At 71.6% G+C, this 16598-nt stretch carries 18 protein-coding genes; 10 read left to right on the forward strand and 8 right to left on the reverse strand.

What is annotated here, in order from left to right; genetic code table 11:
* Positions 1–8: 8 nt before the first annotated feature.
* Entirely contained in the window at positions 9–863 is an 855-nt protein-coding gene (locus J8M50_RS22440) for a bifunctional methylenetetrahydrofolate dehydrogenase/methenyltetrahydrofolate cyclohydrolase (RefSeq protein WP_010356169.1), read from the forward strand.
* A gap of 4 nt (positions 864–867) precedes the next feature.
* On the opposite strand, the gene J8M50_RS22445 is transcribed toward J8M50_RS22440, so the two are convergent.
* On the reverse strand, positions 868–1275 hold the full coding sequence (locus J8M50_RS22445) for a nuclear transport factor 2 family protein (protein ID WP_010356168.1): 408 nt from the start codon (positions 1273–1275) through the stop codon (positions 868–870).
* Positions 1276–1344: 69 nt separating this feature from the next.
* Entirely contained in the window at positions 1345–2031 is a 687-nt protein-coding gene (locus J8M50_RS22450; protein ID WP_141655610.1) for a hypothetical protein, read from the reverse strand.
* A 355-nt stretch (positions 2032–2386) separates the two neighbouring features.
* Between J8M50_RS22450 and asnB the strand changes: the two genes are divergently transcribed.
* Positions 2387–4228, forward strand: coding sequence for an asparagine synthase (glutamine-hydrolyzing) (asnB, locus tag J8M50_RS22455; protein ID WP_010356166.1), 1842 nt, complete (start codon positions 2387–2389; stop codon positions 4226–4228).
* Here the strand turns inward: asnB and J8M50_RS22460 are convergent.
* On the reverse strand, positions 4215–5018 hold the full coding sequence (locus J8M50_RS22460; protein WP_010356165.1) for a GNAT family N-acetyltransferase: 804 nt from the start codon (positions 5016–5018) through the stop codon (positions 4215–4217). The genes asnB and J8M50_RS22460 overlap by 14 nt on opposite strands.
* Positions 5019–5147: 129 nt before the next feature.
* Here J8M50_RS22460 and J8M50_RS22465 point away from each other — a divergent pair, with 129 nt between their 5' ends.
* The 3 genes from J8M50_RS22465 to J8M50_RS22475 all read left to right on the forward strand — a co-directional run bounded on the left by J8M50_RS22465 (position 5148) and on the right by J8M50_RS22475 (position 9630).
* On the forward strand, positions 5148–7262 hold the full coding sequence (locus J8M50_RS22465) for a hypothetical protein (RefSeq protein WP_010356164.1): 2115 nt from the start codon (positions 5148–5150) through the stop codon (positions 7260–7262).
* Between the two features lies 1 nt (position 7263).
* Positions 7264–8877: an ABC transporter substrate-binding protein gene (locus J8M50_RS22470; RefSeq protein ID WP_010356163.1), complete on the forward strand. Its 1614-nt coding sequence runs from the start codon at positions 7264–7266 to the stop codon at positions 8875–8877.
* A gap of 84 nt (positions 8878–8961) precedes the next feature.
* On the forward strand, positions 8962–9630 hold the full coding sequence (locus J8M50_RS22475; RefSeq protein WP_010356162.1) for a type 1 glutamine amidotransferase domain-containing protein: 669 nt from the start codon (positions 8962–8964) through the stop codon (positions 9628–9630).
* Between the two features lies 1 nt (position 9631).
* Here the strand turns inward: J8M50_RS22475 and J8M50_RS22480 are convergent, their stop codons facing one another.
* On the reverse strand, positions 9632–10237 hold the full coding sequence (locus J8M50_RS22480; RefSeq protein ID WP_010356161.1) for a TetR/AcrR family transcriptional regulator: 606 nt from the start codon (positions 10235–10237) through the stop codon (positions 9632–9634).
* Between the two features lie 128 nt (positions 10238–10365).
* On the opposite strand from J8M50_RS22480, the gene J8M50_RS22485 reads away from it, so the two are divergent.
* The 3 genes from J8M50_RS22485 (at position 10366) to J8M50_RS22495 (ending at position 12717) form a co-directional block, all read left to right on the forward strand.
* Positions 10366–10974, forward strand: a complete 609-nt coding sequence (locus J8M50_RS22485) for a TetR/AcrR family transcriptional regulator (RefSeq protein ID WP_010356160.1) — start codon at positions 10366–10368, stop codon at positions 10972–10974.
* 79 nt (positions 10975–11053) lie between these two features.
* Positions 11054–11692 carry a TetR/AcrR family transcriptional regulator gene (locus J8M50_RS22490; RefSeq protein WP_010356159.1) on the forward strand — a complete coding sequence of 213 codons (639 nt, stop codon included), beginning with the start codon at positions 11054–11056 and terminating at the stop codon, positions 11690–11692.
* Positions 11689–12717, forward strand: coding sequence for a threonine aldolase family protein (locus tag J8M50_RS22495; protein ID WP_010356158.1), 1029 nt, complete (start codon positions 11689–11691; stop codon positions 12715–12717). The genes J8M50_RS22490 and J8M50_RS22495 overlap by 4 nt, the downstream gene beginning before the upstream one ends.
* 29 nt (positions 12718–12746) lie before the next feature.
* Here J8M50_RS22495 and J8M50_RS22500 read toward each other — a convergent pair whose 3' ends face one another.
* Positions 12747–13724: a quinone oxidoreductase family protein gene (locus tag J8M50_RS22500; protein ID WP_010356157.1), complete on the reverse strand. Its 978-nt coding sequence runs from the start codon at positions 13722–13724 to the stop codon at positions 12747–12749.
* A 145-nt stretch (positions 13725–13869) separates the two neighbouring features.
* Between J8M50_RS22500 and J8M50_RS22505 the strand changes: the two genes are divergently transcribed.
* On the forward strand, positions 13870–14202 hold the full coding sequence (locus J8M50_RS22505) for an ArsR/SmtB family transcription factor (protein ID WP_010356156.1): 333 nt from the start codon (positions 13870–13872) through the stop codon (positions 14200–14202).
* 6 nt (positions 14203–14208) lie between these two features.
* Here the strand turns inward: J8M50_RS22505 and J8M50_RS22510 are convergent, their stop codons facing one another.
* From J8M50_RS22510 to J8M50_RS22520, 3 genes are all read right to left on the reverse strand, one after another.
* Complete coding sequence (locus J8M50_RS22510) at positions 14209–15354, reverse strand: RNA polymerase sigma factor (protein ID WP_010356154.1); 1146 nt, start codon at positions 15352–15354, stop codon at positions 14209–14211.
* The gene (locus tag J8M50_RS22515; protein WP_010356153.1) at positions 15347–15769 is read right to left on the reverse strand and encodes a YciI family protein; all 423 of its coding nucleotides are present in this window, start codon (positions 15767–15769) and stop codon (positions 15347–15349) included. Before J8M50_RS22515 ends, J8M50_RS22510 begins: the two co-directional genes overlap by 8 nt.
* A gap of 88 nt (positions 15770–15857) precedes the next feature.
* A complete protein-coding gene (locus J8M50_RS22520; protein ID WP_010356152.1) occupies positions 15858–16100 on the reverse strand; it encodes a hypothetical protein in 243 nt (80 codons plus the stop codon).
* 104 nt (positions 16101–16204) lie between these two features.
* Between J8M50_RS22520 and J8M50_RS22525 the strand changes: the two genes are divergently transcribed.
* Positions 16205–16555: an ArsR/SmtB family transcription factor gene (locus J8M50_RS22525; RefSeq protein WP_010356151.1), complete on the forward strand. Its 351-nt coding sequence runs from the start codon at positions 16205–16207 to the stop codon at positions 16553–16555.
* Positions 16556–16598: the final 43 nt, after the last annotated feature.

Genomic DNA, 16598 nt, shown 5'->3' on the forward strand with positions numbered 1-16598 from the left:
GGAACGCGATGACCGCGCGACTGCTCGACGGCAAGGCGACCGCCGCCGCACTCCGCAGCGAACTCGCCGACCGCGTGGCCAAGTTGACCGCCACCGGCGCTCCGCCGCCCGGCCTCGGCACGGTCCTCGTCGGCGACGATCCCGGCAGCCGGGCGTACGTCGCCGGCAAGCACCGGGACTGCGCCCAGGTCGGCATCGCGTCGATCCGCGTCGACCTTCCGGCGGACGCGACGCAGGCGCAGGTCGAGGAGGCGGTGGACCGGCTCAACGCGGACCCCGCGTGCACGGGTTACATCGTCCAACTCCCGTTGCCCGCGCACCTGGACGCGAACGCGGTACTGGAACGCATGGACCCCTCGAAGGACGCGGACGGCCTCCACCCCGTGAACCTCGGCCGCCTGGTCCTGGGCGTCGAGGCACCGCTTCCCTGCACCCCACGGGGAGTGGTCGAACTCCTCCGCCGCCACGAAGTCCCGCTGGCCGGTGCCCGCGTCTGCGTGATCGGCCGAGGCGTGACGGTCGGCCGCCCCATCGGCCTCCTCCTCACCCGCCGCTCCGAGAACGCCACGGTCACCCTCTGCCACACCGGCACGAAGGGCCTGGCCTGGCACGTCCGCGAGGCCGACATCGTCATAGCGGCGGCGGGCGTCCCCGGCCTGGTCACCCCCGACATGCTCCGCCCCGGCGCGGCGGTCCTGGACGTCGGCATCACGCGCACGGACTCGGGCCTGGTGGGTGACGTCCACCCGGACTGCGCCCGCACGGCGGGTTGGCTCGCGCCGATGCCCGGGGGAGTGGGGCCGATGACGCGGGCGATGCTGCTGGCGAACGTGGTGGAGGCGGCGGAGAGAAACGCGGCGTGAGCTGTCACCCGGCACCGTTCAGTGGAACCCGGCGAACCGCCATCAGCCGCCGGCTGATCCGCCAGCCACCCGGCGTACGAACCACCGTGTCGTCATAACTCACCGACCCACAGGACCCGTCGACCATCACGCCCAGGCCCTTCGAACGGACCTGGGCGCTGTCGGCGTCCGAGGCGACGATGACGACGTTGGTGACGTGATGGGCAACCGGATTGGCCGCCCCCAGCGCGAGGGCGGCTTCGCGGAAGGCGTCGATACCGATCAGGGGAGGACGGCCGAAGTCGCTGAGGTCGTACACGGCGTCGGGGGTGAGCAGCTCGTCGAGACGGTGGAGGTCACCGTCGTCGACGAGGTGGCCGTGCAGCGCGATCAACTCGTGGATGGCGAGGCGGTCTTCGAGGGAGAGAGGCACGGGACTCCAGGGGCTCAGGGCTGGGGTTCGGGTGGGGCCGCGATGCTGATCGCGCGGGCCGACCATGGCTCAGCACGGACGGGAATCGTTGTTCCGCCGCACCTTGATGCTGTCGATGTGAAGTGTGTCGGAGTCCGGTGGGAAAGCCGTGTTGCGCAGGCCGACTTCCGGAGATCCGTCACCGTGGGGGGCCAGGTGGCGTCCCTGGTAGTCGGTGGCGTCGAGCAGGTAGTCGGAGACTGTTTCCGGTACCGGGACCGTGAAGATCTCGAATACCAGACCCTTCTGTTCTTTGGCGCCCGCTTGAATGGTGTGGGTCCAGTCGCCGGTGGTGGCGGACACGGTTGCCTCGCCGAAGAGGACGTAGTCGTCTTCGCCCGCGGCTCGTCCGGCGATCCATAACCTGTAGCCGTCAGTCAGTCGCGAGCTTCCCCTGAACTCCTGGCAGAGGCCGATCTCGATCGGTTCGTCCCCATGGGCTGCGGGATATTCGATCTTGGTGGAGGAATCCGGCGGCCCGCCGCGCGTGGTGGCAGATGAACTGCTCGGCCCCGACGTCGCGACCGTCTCTTTGGGCTGCCCGCCATCGGCACCCCAGCCGAACGTGTCTCCCAGCGCGGGCAGGAACAGAGCGAGACCGCCGAACCCTCCGAGTGCGGCGACTGCGGCGATCAGCTTTCCCCAGCGGCCTGATGTCCCCGGCGTACCAGTACTCTCACCGGCACTTTCTGATGATCTGTCGGACTGGTCGGGCATCGGATCCACCCCCATGTGTTCCAAAGTGCTGGGCCTTGATGATGCTCGCCCGGTTTCCTCCTCAATCCATGGCGGATCCCTCTCCCGGTGGGGAAGTTTTTGCTTGTGGCCGGTTCCCGGTGGGTGTGGCCAAGGCGGTGCGCCGAGTCGCAGGTCTATCCCCGGCAAAGTCCGTCCGAAAGCAGGTGGTTGCTCAAGGTTCCTTTGTTACGGCCATGTTGACCGACGGTCACGCACGGCGCACGCTCGGAAGTGAGTGGTGGTTACAACTTGTTCCCCCGACGGGTGTGCTTCCGGCGTGCGTCTGCGCTGGTGAGACGGGGTTCCCGGAAGGGGACGCGGAGTGGAGGACGTTATGTGTGGCATCGCCGGCTGGGTCTCCTTCGACCGTGAACTGCGGGACGAGGGCGCCGTATTGGATGCGATGACGGAGACGATGGAGTGCCGGGGACCGGACGACAGGGGAGCGTGGGCGGAGGGCCCCGCAGGGCTGGGGCACCGCAGGCTCGCCATCATCGACCTGCCCGGTGGACGGCAGCCGATGACCTTTCCGACGGCGCACGGGACCGTCGCGATGGTGTACTCCGGCGAGGCGTACAACTTCACCGAGCTGCGCCGCGAACTGGAGGCCAGGGGGCACCGGTTCACGACCGACTCGGACACCGAAGTCGTCCTGCACGGCTACCTGGAGTGGGGCGACGAGGTCGCCGAACGCCTCAACGGCATGTACGCGTTCGCCGTCTGGGACGGCCGCCGCAGCAAGCTCGTGATGATCAGGGACCGCATGGGCATCAAGCCCTTCTACTACTACCCCACCCCGGACGGCGTCCTCTTCGGCTCGGAACCCAAGGCGATCCTCGCGAACCCCCTGGCCCGCCGCCGCGTCACGCTCGACGGCATGCGGGAACTGCTGACGATGGTGAAGACGCCGGGCCACGCGGTGTGGGACGGCATGGCGGAGGTGGAGCCGGGAACCGTCGTCACCGTGGACCGCGAGGGCCTGCACCGGCGCGTGTACTGGGAGTTGGAGACGAAGGAGCACACCGACGACAAGGCGACGACGATCGCGACGGTCAGGGAACTCCTCGACGACATCGTCCGCCGCCAGCTCGTCGCCGACGTCCCCCGCTGCACGCTCCTCTCCGGCGGCCTCGACTCCTCCGCGATGACGGCGCTCGCGGCACGCCAACTCGGCGAGCACGGCGAGAAGGTGCGCAGTTTCGCCGTCGACTTCGTCGGCCAGACGGACCACTTCATCGCGGACGACCTGCGCGGCACCCCCGACACCCCCTTCGTGCACGACGTCGCCCGCACCGCGCACACCGAGCACCAGGACATCGTCCTGGACCCGCAGTCCCTCGCCGACCCGGAGGTCCGCGCGAAGGGCATCAGGGCCCGCGACCTGCCCGCAGGGTTCGGTGACATGGACGCCTCCCTGTACCTGCTGTTTAAGGCGATCCGCCGCGAGTCCACGGTGGCCCTCTCCGGCGAGTCGGCGGACGAAGTCTTCGGCGGCTACCTCCAGTTCTTCGACGAGGAGGCCCGCAAGGGCACCACCTTCCCCTGGCTGGCCGGCTTCGGCCGCCACTTCGGCCAGGACGCCGAGACCCTGGACCCCGCCCTGCTCACCGCCCTCGACCTCGACGGCTACGTGGCCGACAGCCACCGGGGAGCCGTCAAGGACATCCAACGCCTCGACGGCGAGAGCGACTTCGAGTACGGCATGCGCCGCATGTCCCACCTCCACCTCACCCGGTTCGTCCGCATCCTCCTCGACCGCAAGGACCGCGCGAGCATGGCCGTCGGCCTGGAGGTCCGCGTCCCGTTCTGCGACCACCGCCTCGTCGAGTACGCCTACAACACCCCCTGGTCCCTCAAGTCCTTCGACGGCCGCGAGAAGAGCCTCCTGCGCGAGGCGACCGCCGACCTCCTGCCCAAGTCCGTGTACGACAGGGTCAAGAGCCCCTACCCCTCCACCCAGGACCCGGCGTACGCCACCGCCCTGCGCGCCCAGGCCAAGGACCTCCTCACGAACCCCTCCCACCCGGTCTTCGACCTCGTCGACAGGACCCACCTTCACGAGATCGCCCACCGCACCACCCAGGTGAACAGCCAGGCCGGGCGACGCGGCCTGGAACGCGCCCTCGACCTGGCCCTCTGGCTGGAGATGTACCGCCCGGAACTCAGCCTGAACTGAGCGCCCAGAACGAGATGGGCGAGTTCGCCCGGAACCCGATCCTCGGATACACCGGCGCCCCCGCCGCCGTCGCGTGCAGGGTGGCCCGGGTCAGCCCCGTGGCCCGGCCGCCCTCGTACAGCGCCTTCCGCGTCACCGCCTCCCCGTACCCCCGCCGCTCCCAGGCGGGGTCGGTCGCGACGAGGACGACGAACAGCCGCCCGTCCGTCTCGACGGTCGCCGCGCAGCTCACCGGGACCCCGTCGCGCAGCCCCAGGTAGGCGTGCACGCCGCTCTTCCACAGCGCGGACCCGACCAGACCGTCCCGCCCGTCGTCCGGATCGAAGCCGTACGCACGGGAGTTGAGGTCCGCGTACGCCGTCAGCTGCTCGTCGTCGCGCACCCGGACGAACGTCAGCTCCGGGTGGGCGGGTTCGGGGAGCGGCAGCAGGTCACCGGCCATCCCGGTGCCGGGGAACGCGTGGGCGAGGCCCGCCCGTCCGGCGGCCGGGGCGAGCGCCGTACGGGCCTCGGGGGACAGCAGGTCCTCGAAGACCCACAGGAACCCGCCCTGCTTCTTGGCCCGCATGACGTCCGCCGCCTCGCCCAACCGCCGCTCCAGGAGCGCGGGTCGGACATCGGTCTCGGTGAGCGTGACGCAGTTCCAGAAGAGGAACCGGCTGTCGGCCCACCGCACGGCGATCCCCGGCAGGTCGCGGACGTCGGAGTCCGGATTGCGGTCGAGTGTCAACGTCCGCCAGCCCGAGGCGAGTTGCTCCATCGACTCGATCGACTCCGTGAGGTCGTACACGTCATCCCCTTTCACCTGTTCGTAACCACCCCAGTCAAGCAACACCGGCGCCAACATCCCCGTATTGGGGGAGAATTGACGTGATCTCAGGGGTCACCCCACAGCGCGCACATCTCAACGGGGGTATGGATGGCGCACCGTGTACTCCACGGGTACGAGCAACTCGTCGACACGTTCGTCCCGGAGGCCGTGGGCCTGGGGCCGCGCGGTACGGGAGCCGCGTCCGGATACCCGCGCGGCGCCCCGGTGATCACCGTGTACGGCGGACGTGGCACGGGCAGGACGGCCGTCTGCGAGCAGCTGCACGACGCCCATGTGGGCCGCCTGCATGTCGCGAAGTGGCCGATGCCCGGCGCCCAGCCGGTCGGCATGGCCCCGCCCCCCGACCAGGCCAGCCCCCTGACCTCACGCCCGCTCGCGGCGCTCGGCTGGCTGGTGCGCGAACTCAGCGTGGACGTCCCGAAGTTCGGCCACATCGACTTCCCCCGCTTCACGTACGGCCTGATGGCGGCCACCACCCTGTACGAACCCCTCGACACCGACCACGCGGACGGCCCCGCGCTGGCGGACCTCCAGCGCCTCGAACACCGCCTGCGCGCACTGGAGGAGGCCCTGGCCGGCGAACGCCCCCTGTGGGACACGCTCGCGGCCTGGGTGTCGGCGGCGATCCCCCTGGTCACGGCGTTCGCGCCGGGACTCGGCCCGGTCGAGGAACTCCTCCAGCGGATCATCGGACAGGCGGGGGAGCGCGGCGGCGCCAGACTCGACCAGGCGGCCCTGAAATGGTGGGACGAGGAACTCCTCGCGATCTCGGGCTCCGGCATCAGGAAGCTCCTCGACTGGGTGTTCCTGAGCCTGCGCCTCCAGGTCCCCGCCCAGGCCCGCCGCGACCTGGAGAGCCGCCTGAGCGCCGCGTTCCTCGCCGACATCGACGCCCACTACCGGCGAAGACACTGGCGCGTGCGGCCCCTGCCGCTGATCCTCCTCGACAACACGCACACCCCCACAGGACGCCGCCTCCTGGACCTCCTGCTGACCGCCTACGCGAGAGCGGCGGGCCCCGAGAACACGCGGGGCGACCAGGTCACCCGCCCGGTGATCGTTGCCACCCAACTCTCCGCCAGGCCCCGGGCCGCCACCCCCAAGCACCCCCACCCGCTCGGCGTCCCGCAGTTCGGCACCCTCGTCTGGCACAGCCCCCGCAGCGACGCCCGCGAAGCCTGGCAGGTGTGGCTCCAGGCGCCGGCCCTCGGCGCCGACAGCATCGCCACCGCCCTCGGCGCCCCCTGCCCGCGCGGACTGCCCAACCTCGTCGAGCAGCTCAGCGCCGGCCGGGCGGGCTGCGCGCACCCGCTGATCGAGGCCGCCCGCGAGACCCTGCGCACCGGCCGCCGGGCCACCCTCCTGCGCGCCGAACCCCAGGCCCTCGGCCCCGCCCTGCTGAGCCTGCCTCCGGCGGGCACCGACCAGGACGGCACCGTCACCGCCGCGCTGCTGCGCTACCTCGTCCCCGACCGCGACCTGATCGACGCCCTCCTCCCGTGGGCGGTGGCGCTGCGCGCGGAGGACGTACCGCACCTGCCGGGACACGACCCCGACCAGCACCACCGCGTCCGCGACCTCCTCAAGGAGGACCACTGGCACCGCGCGGCCTGGCCGGACGCCGCCCACCCCGCGATCGGCGACCGCACCCTGCGCGAACTCCTCCTGCACCACCTGCGCACCGAGGCGGACCCCGCCCGCTGGACCGCGCTGCACACCGCCGCCCGCGACCGGTACGCCCCCGGCAGCGCACCCCACCTGCACCACACCCTGGCTCTCGGCCGCCGCGAGGAGGCCGTCGCCGGGCTGCACACGGCGTTCGGTGCCACCGGCCGCCCCGGCTGGCTGGCCACCGTACAGACCGTGTGCGCGGCCCCGCACCCGCCCGACGGGTACGCCGGACAGCACCCGCAGCCGGCCGCGCTCTGCACAGCATGTGGACCCCACCACGACGACCGCCACCGCGCGATCGGCCGCCTCCTCGACCTGCTGTGGGGAGTCTCGACGCTCTCCTCCCTCTACACGGACGACCCGGAGAGCCCCGACAACCGGTTGCGGCAACTGCTCAACGGCTTCGACGTCGCGTACGACGACCGGGGCGACCAGGAGCTCGCCACCGCCGACGCCGCCCGCCGCTGGCCCGTCCTGCTCGCCCAGGGGCGGCGGGTCCCCGAACTCCCCACCGCCAGAAGGGAACACTGACGTGGCACCCGAGTTCTGGCCGACGCCGGTACTGATCGGCGGGCCGATCGTCCTCCTCCTCGTCCTCGGCGCCGGCGTCTGGCTGGTGCTGCGGGCCCACTTCGTCCCCGTCGTGCGCGGCGTCCTCCTCGGGGCGTGCGCGCTGCTCGCGTTCGGCGCGGTCACCGTGGTCGTGTGGGCCGCCGGGCTGCCCGACTACTGCCAGAGCGGCAACGAACGGCTGGTGAAGGAGGGCGGGCAGTGCGTCGGCGTCAGCGACGGCGGCCACGTCTACATCAGCGAGCTGGACAAGGTGTCGAAGGCGATCAAGGACCTCAACGACGAGGTGACGAATACTCAGAAGCCGTACACCACAGTCGCGTTGATGATCCCCATGACCCCGGCCGCCGACAGCAAGGCCGACCGGGACCAGATCCTGCGCGAGGTGCAGGGCGCCTACCTCGCCCAGTACCGGGCCAACAAGGTCGACGACTCCGACATCGGCGTCCGCCTCGTCCTCGCCAACCCGGGGCGCGCGATGGACCACGGCAGACAAGTCGCCGACTGGCTGGGGGAGATGACCAAGACGCGGGACCGGCTCCGGGTCGTCTTCGGCTTCAACCTGAGTGTCCGTCAGAACGCCGACACCATCGGCTACTTGACCAAGGACAAGGGCATCCCCGTGGTGGGCGGCCCGATCACCGCGACCGACCTCGCGAACGACGACGCCGGTCACTACCCCGGCCTCGTCAAGGTCGTCCCCTCCAACCGCGACCAGGCCCAGGCCCTCAGCCACTACCTCGGCGGCGACTCGTCCCGGACCTTCCTGATCCAGGACGAGAACAGCGACGACCTGTACTCCCGGTCCCTGCGCGACGCGTTCCAGGAGGTCACCAAGGGCGCGGCGGGCGGCCCCGAGACGTACGACGCGGAGAAGGTGCTCTACCGGGACTTCCGGCAGATGGTCGGCAACGTCTGCGACTCGAAGGCCACCACCGTCTACTTCGCCGGACGGCCCCCCGCCCTCGCCAACCTCATCAAGGCCCTCGGCGACCGGGGCTGCACGGAACGCCCGATCCGCGTCGTCACCGTCTCCGGCGCCTCGACGATCACCCTCGACCCCAACCTCGACTGGGGCGCCTTCACCCGGGGCGCGGGCCTGACCGTCGAGTACGCGACCATCACCCACCCCGACGCGTGGAAGGCCGGCACCAAGGGGCGCCCCGCGACCGGCGGTTCCCCCGACGACCTCGCCAAACTCACCGGCGTGATCGACAAGCAGAAGCAGATCGGGGCCGTCGACCTCACCGACGGCCGCACGATCACCATGTTCGACGCGGCCACCACCGCTGTCACCGGCATCGCCGACCGCGTCGACGAGAAGGGCACGGTCCCGGCGCTCGCCGACATCAAGGAGACCTGGCGGCGGCTGCGCGGCCAGTCCAAGGTGGAGGGCGCGAGCGGCTGGATCTGCCTGAAGAGCGACGGGACGCCGTACGACAAGGCGGTCGCCGTCGTCCGCCTCGTCCCGCCCGCCGCCGGGAAGGCCGGAAAGGGAACCCTCGCGTTCCAGGCGACCGCCTGGCCCACCGGGCGCCCGCTCACCGAGGACATGTGCCGCAACGCACGGGGGTGACCTCACGGACAACGGCTCCGTTGGTGCATCGGTGGTGATTGCAACTAGTCTCGTCGGTACATCCCCCACGCCGAGGAGCGCACCATGGCGAAGATCCTGTTCCTGATGACCGCCGCCGACCAGTGGACCCTGGCCGACGGCACGACCCACCCCACCGGCTTCTGGGCCGAGGAAGCGGTCGTCCCCTACGAGGCGTTCCAGGCCGCCGGCCACGAGGTCACCGTCGCCACCCCCGGCGGCGCCGTCTCCCCGGTCGACCGGAACAGCCTCGACTCCGACGAGATCAAGGAGGGCCTGGAGAAGGCGACCGGCCTGCGCGAGCCCATCGCCCTCACCGACGTACGCCTGGAGGACTACGACGCCGTGTACGTCCCCGGCGGGCACGGTCCGATGGAGGACCTCGCCGTCGACGCCGACTCCGGCGCGCTGCTCACCCGCGCGGTCGGCAGCGGGATGCCGGTCGCCGTCGTCTGCCACGGTCCGGCGGCGCTGCTCGCGGCCGTGAAGGGCGACGGCACGAACGCGTTCGCCGGGTACCGGGTCGCCGCCTTCACCAACGAGGAGGAGCGCATCGGCGGGTTCGCCGACAAGGCGAAGTGGCTGCTGGTGGACCGGCTCACCGAGGCGGGGCTGCGGGTCGAGTCCGGTGCGCCGTGGGCGCCGTACACCGTGACCGACCGCAACGTCCTGACCGGGCAGAACCCGGCGTCCTCCGCGCCGCTCGCCGCGCTGCTCAACGAGAAGCTCGGCTGAGTCACACCCCCAGCGCGGGGAACAGTGCCGAGTCGATGTACCGGCGCAGGAAGGCCGCGTCCGCCGGGGTCCCCTCGATCAGGGAGTGGGTGATCAGCGCGCCCACCATCATGTGCGCGACGTAGGCGAGGGCGGGGGTGTCCGGGTGGACCTCCCCGCGCTCGACCGCCCTGCCGAGCAGCGTGTCGAGGCCGGACACCTCGGGGTCGACCAGCAGACGGCGCAACGCCACCCGGAGCTCCGGGTACGCGTGCACCGCGCACGACAGGCCCCGGATCAGCGCGGTGTCCTCGGCCATGCGATGGTCGTCGAGCTGGTCGACGAGGGTCATGAGGTCGCCGCGCAGGGAACCGGTGTCGATGCGGTCGAAGGAGACCGGCTTCTGGTGGCGCAGCGCCTTCGCGACCAGCTCCGGCTTGCCCGCCCACTGGCGGTAGAGGGTCGCCTTGCTGCACCGGGTGCGGGTGGCGACCGCCTCCATCGTGAGCCCCTCGTACCCGACCTCGCGCAGGAGGTCCAGCACGGCGTCGTACAACTCGGCCTCGCGCTCCGGGCTGATCCGGCTGCGGCGTGAGCGCTGCGCTGCGGTCGTCGGGTGTCCGGTCATGGCCACCGTCCCCTCACTTGGTGTCCCGGCCTCCACGCTATCGCGGACATGGATGAATACGAAACCGTTTCGGTCGTGAAACATGCCACCTGTAAGACTGGAACCGAGCACCGCCGGAAGGGGTACCCATGGCCACCACGTCACCGCCCGCCGCGAGACCGGGCCGGCCCCGTGACCCCGGCGCCGACGAACGCATCCTGCAAGCGGCCGTCGACGAACTCGCCGAGGCCGGCGTCGCGGGCTTCCGCACCAACTCCGTGGCCTCCCGCGCGAAGGTCGCCAAGCGCACGCTCTACTCCCGCTGGCCGGAGCGCGACGACCTGGTCCTCGCGGCGCTCAGCAGCCTCTCCGGCTGCATCCACCCGCCCCGCACCGGCAGCCTCGAACGGGACCTGGGCATCCTGTACGACAAGATGGCCGAGACCCTGGAGAGCCCCCAGTGGCTCATCGTCTTCCGGTGCTCCTTCGAGTTCCCCGACTTCCCCGAGCTGTACGCGGGCTTCCTGCGCGACTGCGTGGACCAGCCGCTCGCGGTCATCGAGGACGTGCTGTACGGCGCCGAGCAGCGCGGTGAGCTGCGGCCGGGGCTCGACCGCTCGGTCGCCGCGGAGTCCTTCGCCGCCGCGCTGACGAACTTCAGCTCGCACATCTCGCACAGGCGGGGAGTGAGCGCGACGGGGATGCGGGACCGGTTCCTGGACCTGTTCCTGAACGGGGTGCGGTCCGCGGAGGGCTGAGACCTTCCGGGGCGGGGTGTGCCTGTTCCGGGTGGGGTGTGCTTGTCCTGGCGATACGCCGTACCGTACGCTGACCCGCATGCCTCGCACCTCCCCCTCCCTGGACCGCGCGACCCCGGCCCGCATCGCCGAGACCGCCCTCCGGCTGGTCGACGAGGGCGGACCCGAGGCGCTCACCTTCCGGGCCCTCGCCGCCCGGCTCGACATCTCGCTCGCCTCCCTCCAGCGCCGCTGCACCGACCTCGCCGGACTCCTCGACCTGTGCCTCGACCACCTCGCGGCCCAGCTCCCGGAGGCGACGGGCGACTGGGAGAGCGTGACCGAGACCCGGTTCACCGCCCTCTACCGCCTCCTCGTCGCCCACCCCGGCCTCCTCGCCCTGCGCGGCACCCGCCCCTGGCTCGGCCCGAACCTGCTGGCCCGCCTCACCGAACCCCAGCTCGCCGACAGCCTCGCCGCCGGGATGACCCCCACCGAGGCGATCACGGCGTACCGGTCCCTGTACCTCCTCACCCTCGGCAGCGCCGGCTTCGTCGACCACCGCGACCCCGCTGCCGCCCGCGCCACCACCCGCCGCGCGCTGGCCGCGCTCGACCCCGAGGCGTTCCCCGTCCTCACCGCCCATCTGGCCGAGATCGTCCCCGCCGTCACCGACCACGACGTCTACCTCGACGCCCTCCGCCGTCTGATCCACGCCGTCAAGGAGCCCCGCCCATGATCTTCAGCAGCGACAACACCGCCGCCGCCCCGCCCGAGATAGTCGAGGCGATGATCCGAGCCGCCTCCGGCTCCGCTCTCCCGTACGGCGCCGACGACCACTCCGCGTCCGTACGGAGCCGGCTCGCCGACCTCTTCGAGCACGACGTCGACGTCCTGTTCGTCTCCACCGGCACCGCCGCCAACGCGCTGAGCCTCGCCACGCTCACCCCGCCCTGGGGCAGTGTCCTGTGCCACCGCGAGAGCCACATCAACAACGACGAGTGCGGGGCGCCCGAGTTCTACACGGCGGGCGCCAAGCTCGTGCCCCTCGGCGGCGCCGACGCCAAGATCGACCCCGCCGAACTGCGAACGGCCGTCCGCCACAAGACGGGTGACGTGCACAGCGTCGAGCCGTCCGTCGTCAGCATCACGCAGGCCACCGAGTCCGGGGCGGTCTACACCCTCGACGAGGTACGGGAGTTGGGGGCCATCGCCAAGGACGCCGGGCTGCGGGTGCACATGGACGGCGCCAGGTTCGCCGGCGCCGTCGCCTCCCTCAACTGCACGCCCGCCGAGCTGACTTGGCGGGCCGGGGTCGACGTCCTGTCCTTCGGCGCCACGAAGAACGGCACGATGACGGCCGACGCGATCGTGGTGTTCGACCGCTCCCTCACCCCCGAACTCTCCTTCCGGGGCAAGCGCGCCGGACAGCTCACCGCCAAGATGCGCTTCCAGGCAGCCCAGTTGGACGCCTACCTCGCCGACGGCCTCTGGCTGCGCAACGCGGCCCACGCCAACGCGATGGCCGCCCGCCTCCAGGAGGGGCTCAAGGCGATCCCGGGAGTCGAACTGCTCGGGGCGGCCGACGCGAACATCCTCTTCGCCCGACTGCCCCAAGTGGTGCTCGACGGACTCCTCGCGGACGGGTTCGCCTTCTACCACGACCGGTGGGGCCAGGGGGTCGTACGGCTCGTCACGTCCTTTGCGACGACGGAGGGTGAGGTCGACGCGCTGCTGACGGCGGCTGCGCGGTACGGGGGCTGAGGCTCTGGCGAGTGCGGGGGGGCGTGCCCTCAGTCCGCCACCCGCAGCAGCAGCTTCCCCGTCGACGTCCGCCCGCCCAGCAGCCGGTGCGCCTCGGCCGCCTCCGTCAGCGGGAACTCGGCGGTCACCGGCAGGGACACCGTGCCGTCGAGCACCTTCGCGTACGCCCGTTCCGTGAGCGCGCGCAGCTCGTCCGGCGCGGACTGGGCGAGGCCGAGGAGCGTGAACGCCGACACGGAACGCCCCTGCGCGCCCAGTTCGGGTGCGCCGGCCTGCCAGGGCGCGGCGCCGGACGCGTTGCCGTAGGAGACCAGGCGGCCGTACAGCGCGAGGGCGTCGAGGCCGAGCCGGAGGGTCTCGCCGCCGACCGGGTCGAGGATCAGGTCGACGCCCTTGCCGCCGGTGGCACGGCGGACGTCCGCCGCGAACGCGTCCGGCGTGAACACCTCGTCGTACCCGTGCTTCAGCGCGTACTCCGCCTTCGCCGGGGTCGAGGCCACGCCGTACACCGCGCCCGCGCCCGCCGCCCGCGCGAGCAGGCCCACGACCGTGCCGACGCCGCCCGCCGCGCCGTGCACGAGGACCGTCTCGCCGGTGCGCAGGCGGCCGACCTCGTGGAGGAGGGCGTGCGCGGTGGGCAGGACGGTGGGGAGCGTCGCCGCTGTGCGCAGGTCGAGGCCTTCGGGGAGCGGGACCGTGGCGGTGGCCTCGGCGCGGACGACCTCGGCGTAGCCGCCGCCAGGGAGGAACGCGGCGACCTCCTGGCCCGGGGTGAGGCCGGTGACGCCCTCGCCGACCGTGCGGATACGGCCGGAGACTTCGAGGCCGGGACGGAAGGGCAGGGTCTCGACGCGGTAGCCCTCGGCGCGGGCCTTGACGTCGGCGAAGTTCACACCGGCATAGGCGACGTCGATGGTGACCTGGCCGGGGGCCGGTTCGGGGGTCTCGGCGTCGACGAGCTTCAGGACCTCGGGGGCGCCGGTCTCGTGGAACTCGATTGCGCGCATGGGTGACACGTCCTTCGGGGCAGGTGACGGGGCAGGGTGACGGGGCTCGGTCCGGGCGAGTGTTCAATTGGAAGCGAACACTCGGACTGTAAGATATCCGTCGAACACTCGGCAACCGGCCGGGACCCCCGCCGACAGGAGGCACATGCCCGACCAGCCCCCGGGCGCGAGCCACCGCGCCGCGCCCGTCCACACGCACCCCGAGGACGTCCCCGTGCTCACGGCCCTGTCTGCCGTGGCCGACCCCGTCCGCATCCGGCTCCTGCGTGAACTTGCCGGTTCCCCTGTCTGGACGCGCAGTTGCGGCAGCTTCGACGTACCCGTCGGCAAGGCCGCGCTCAGCCACCACTTCTCCGTGCTGCGCGCGGCGGGGCTCGTCGAGCAGCGGGACGAGGGGCCCCGGCGGGTCAACCGGCTGCGGCGGGAGGAGTTCGACGCGCAGTTTCCCGGGCTCCTCGACCTGGTGTTGAGGGACTGAGTCTGTTCAGTTCGCGCCGCGCGTGTTGAGGCGGGCCGCCTGGCGGGTCAGGTGGTCGCGCTCCGCGAGGTTCGGGGCCTTGTGGGCAGCCTCCGCGTACAGGCGCGCCGCCGTCGCCAGGTCGCCCGCGCGTTCGTGCAGGTGGGCCGCCACCGCCGTATGACGGGGGAGCGAGGCATCCACGGCCGCGAGGGCGGCCAGACCCGCGCGGGGCCCGTCCGCCTCGCCGACCGCCACCGCCCGGTTGAGACGGACGACGGGACTGTCCGTGAGGCCCGCGAGTTCGTCGTACCACTCCACGATCTGCACCCAGTCCGTCTCCCCGGCGGTGGGCGCGTCGGCGTGCAGCGCCGCGATGGCCGCCTGCGCCTGGAACTCGCCCAACTTGTCGCGGGCCAGGGCTTTTTGGAGGATGTCGACGCCCTCGGCGATGAGGGCGGTGTCCCAGCGCGTCCGGTCCTGTTCGGCGAGCGGGACCAGGCTGCCGTCCGGGGCCGTACGGGCCGTACGGCGGGCGTGGTGCAGCAGCATCAGGGCGAGCAGGCCCGCGACCTCGGGGTGGTCGATCGCGGTGGCGAGCTGCCGGGTGAGGCGGATCGCCTCGGCGGCGAGGTCGACGTCGCCGGTGTAGCCCTCGTTGAAGACGAGGTACAGGACGCGCAGGACCGTCGCGACGTCGCCGGGCCGGTCGAACCGGACGTCCGAGACCGTGCGCTTGGCCCGGCTGATCCGCTGCGCCATCGTCGCCTCGGGGACGAGGTACGCCTGGGCGATCTGCCGGGTGGTCAGCCCGCCGACCGCGCGCAGGGTGAGCGCGACCGCCGAGGACGGGGTCAGCGAGGGGTGCGCGCACAGGAAGTACAGCTGGAGCGTGTCGTCCACGGCCGGGGTGGGGCCGGGCTGGGGTTCCTCCTCGACGCGGTCCTCGCGGCGGCGGCGTGCCGTGTCCGCGCGGGACTGGTCGAGGAACTTCCGCCAGGCCACGGTGACCAGCCAGCCCTTCGGGTCCCTCGGCGGCTCCCCGGGCCACACGCGGACCGCCTCCACGAGGGCGTCCTGGACGGCGTCCTCGGCCGCCGCGAAGTCTGCTCCGCGGCGGACGAGGACCGTCAGGACACCCGGGGTGAGGCCCCTGAGCAGCGCGTCATCCACCGGCGTGGCAGTCCGTGACGTTCGGCGCCGCGGAGAGGAAGGGCCGCAGCTCCAGCCACTCGTGAATCGGCTTCCCCCCGGCGCCGGGCGCCGCGGACAACTCCCCGGCGAGCTCGACGGCCCGCTCGTACGTGTCCACGTCGATCACCATCCACCCGGCGATCAGATCCTTGGTCTCGGCGAACGGCCCGTCCGTCACGGGCGCCTGCCCCTCCCCGCCGTACTGCACCCACGTCCCCTCGGGCGCCAGCGCCTGCCCGTCGACGTACTCCCCGCTCTCCACCAGCCGCTCCGCGAAGTCCCGCATGTACTGCATGTGCGCCGAGACCTCCTCGGGCGTCCACCGCTCCATCGGCACATCGTTGACCGCCGCCGGCGCGCCCCGGTAGTGCTTGAGCAACAGGTACTTGGCCATGACGTTCTCCTCGACTTATGCGGCCCGTTGTGGCCGCGTTCACTACTGGGACGGAGCGGGGTACGGGTTCTCGACATCGGTGCCGGAATTATTTTGAGGCCGATGTCGGAGGGGTGTCTTGCGGAGCGTCCACCAGCCGGAAGGCCAGGCACACGACGCGCGTTCCGTCGTCGACCGGCGTACCCGCGCGCTCCCAGTAGCCGCGGTGCCCCGCCAGGCCCGTCGTCGTGGTCTTGCGGCCGGACAGGGCCAGGGAGTTGAGCCGTACCCGCATGTCGCCCGGGGTGCCCAGCTCCAGTGTCCGCATCCCGTCGACCCGTGGCCATGTCATCGGTGATCTCCTGTCGTCCTCGGCGTTCGCCGGATTCGGTGGCCTTCGAGGTTGTTACCATGCAGGTTCGTGGCGAACGGGCGGATGCGAGAGGTGGCGGGACGGTGAGTACGCCGCTGTACCAGCTGAAGGCCGAGTTCTTCAAGACGCTCGGGCATCCCGCCCGGATCCGCGTGCTCGAACTCCTCAGCCAGCGTGAGCACTCTGTCGCGGAGATGCTTCCCGAGGTCGGGATCGAGCCCGCGCATCTGTCCCAGCAGCTCGCTGTGTTGCGGCGGGCGAATCTCGTGGTGACCCGTAAAGAGGGGTCGACCGTTCATTACTCGCTGACGGATCCGCGCATCGCCGAGCTGCTGCGGGTCGCCCGCGCGATTCTCTCCGGTGTTCTCGCGGGGCAGGCGGAGCTTCTCGCGGATCTTCAGGCGCCGCTTCCGGGGGCGTCCCGCAACCGCTGAGGGTTGCCCGACCAGGTGTCGGGGGTTTTCCTACGCCCTCGAT

Source organism: Streptomyces acidiscabies, from assembly GCF_020010905.1.
Lineage (GTDB): Bacteria > Actinomycetota > Actinomycetes > Streptomycetales > Streptomycetaceae > Streptomyces > Streptomyces acidiscabies.

Excerpts from the sequence above, each read along its gene's own strand:
- J8M50_RS22440 (WP_010356169.1), top strand. The coding sequence starts at position 9 with ATGACCGCGCGACTGCTCGACGGCAAGGCGACCGCCGCCGCACTCCGC.
- J8M50_RS22450 (WP_141655610.1), bottom strand. The coding sequence starts at position 2,031 with ATGCCCGACCAGTCCGACAGATCATCAGAAAGTGCCGGTGAGAGTACT.
- asnB (WP_010356166.1), top strand. The coding sequence starts at position 2,387 with ATGTGTGGCATCGCCGGCTGGGTCTCCTTCGACCGTGAACTGCGGGAC.
- J8M50_RS22465 (WP_010356164.1), top strand. The coding sequence starts at position 5,148 with ATGGCGCACCGTGTACTCCACGGGTACGAGCAACTCGTCGACACGTTC.
- J8M50_RS22475 (WP_010356162.1), top strand. The coding sequence starts at position 8,962 with ATGGCGAAGATCCTGTTCCTGATGACCGCCGCCGACCAGTGGACCCTG.
- J8M50_RS22480 (WP_010356161.1), bottom strand. The coding sequence starts at position 10,237 with ATGACCGGACACCCGACGACCGCAGCGCAGCGCTCACGCCGCAGCCGG.
- J8M50_RS22485 (WP_010356160.1), top strand. The coding sequence starts at position 10,366 with ATGGCCACCACGTCACCGCCCGCCGCGAGACCGGGCCGGCCCCGTGAC.
- J8M50_RS22490 (WP_010356159.1), top strand. The coding sequence starts at position 11,054 with ATGCCTCGCACCTCCCCCTCCCTGGACCGCGCGACCCCGGCCCGCATC.
- J8M50_RS22495 (WP_010356158.1), top strand. The coding sequence starts at position 11,689 with ATGATCTTCAGCAGCGACAACACCGCCGCCGCCCCGCCCGAGATAGTC.
- J8M50_RS22500 (WP_010356157.1), bottom strand. The coding sequence starts at position 13,724 with ATGCGCGCAATCGAGTTCCACGAGACCGGCGCCCCCGAGGTCCTGAAG.
- J8M50_RS22505 (WP_010356156.1), top strand. The coding sequence starts at position 13,870 with ATGCCCGACCAGCCCCCGGGCGCGAGCCACCGCGCCGCGCCCGTCCAC.
- J8M50_RS22515 (WP_010356153.1), bottom strand. The coding sequence starts at position 15,769 with ATGGCCAAGTACCTGTTGCTCAAGCACTACCGGGGCGCGCCGGCGGCG.
- J8M50_RS22520 (WP_010356152.1), bottom strand. The coding sequence starts at position 16,100 with ATGACATGGCCACGGGTCGACGGGATGCGGACACTGGAGCTGGGCACC.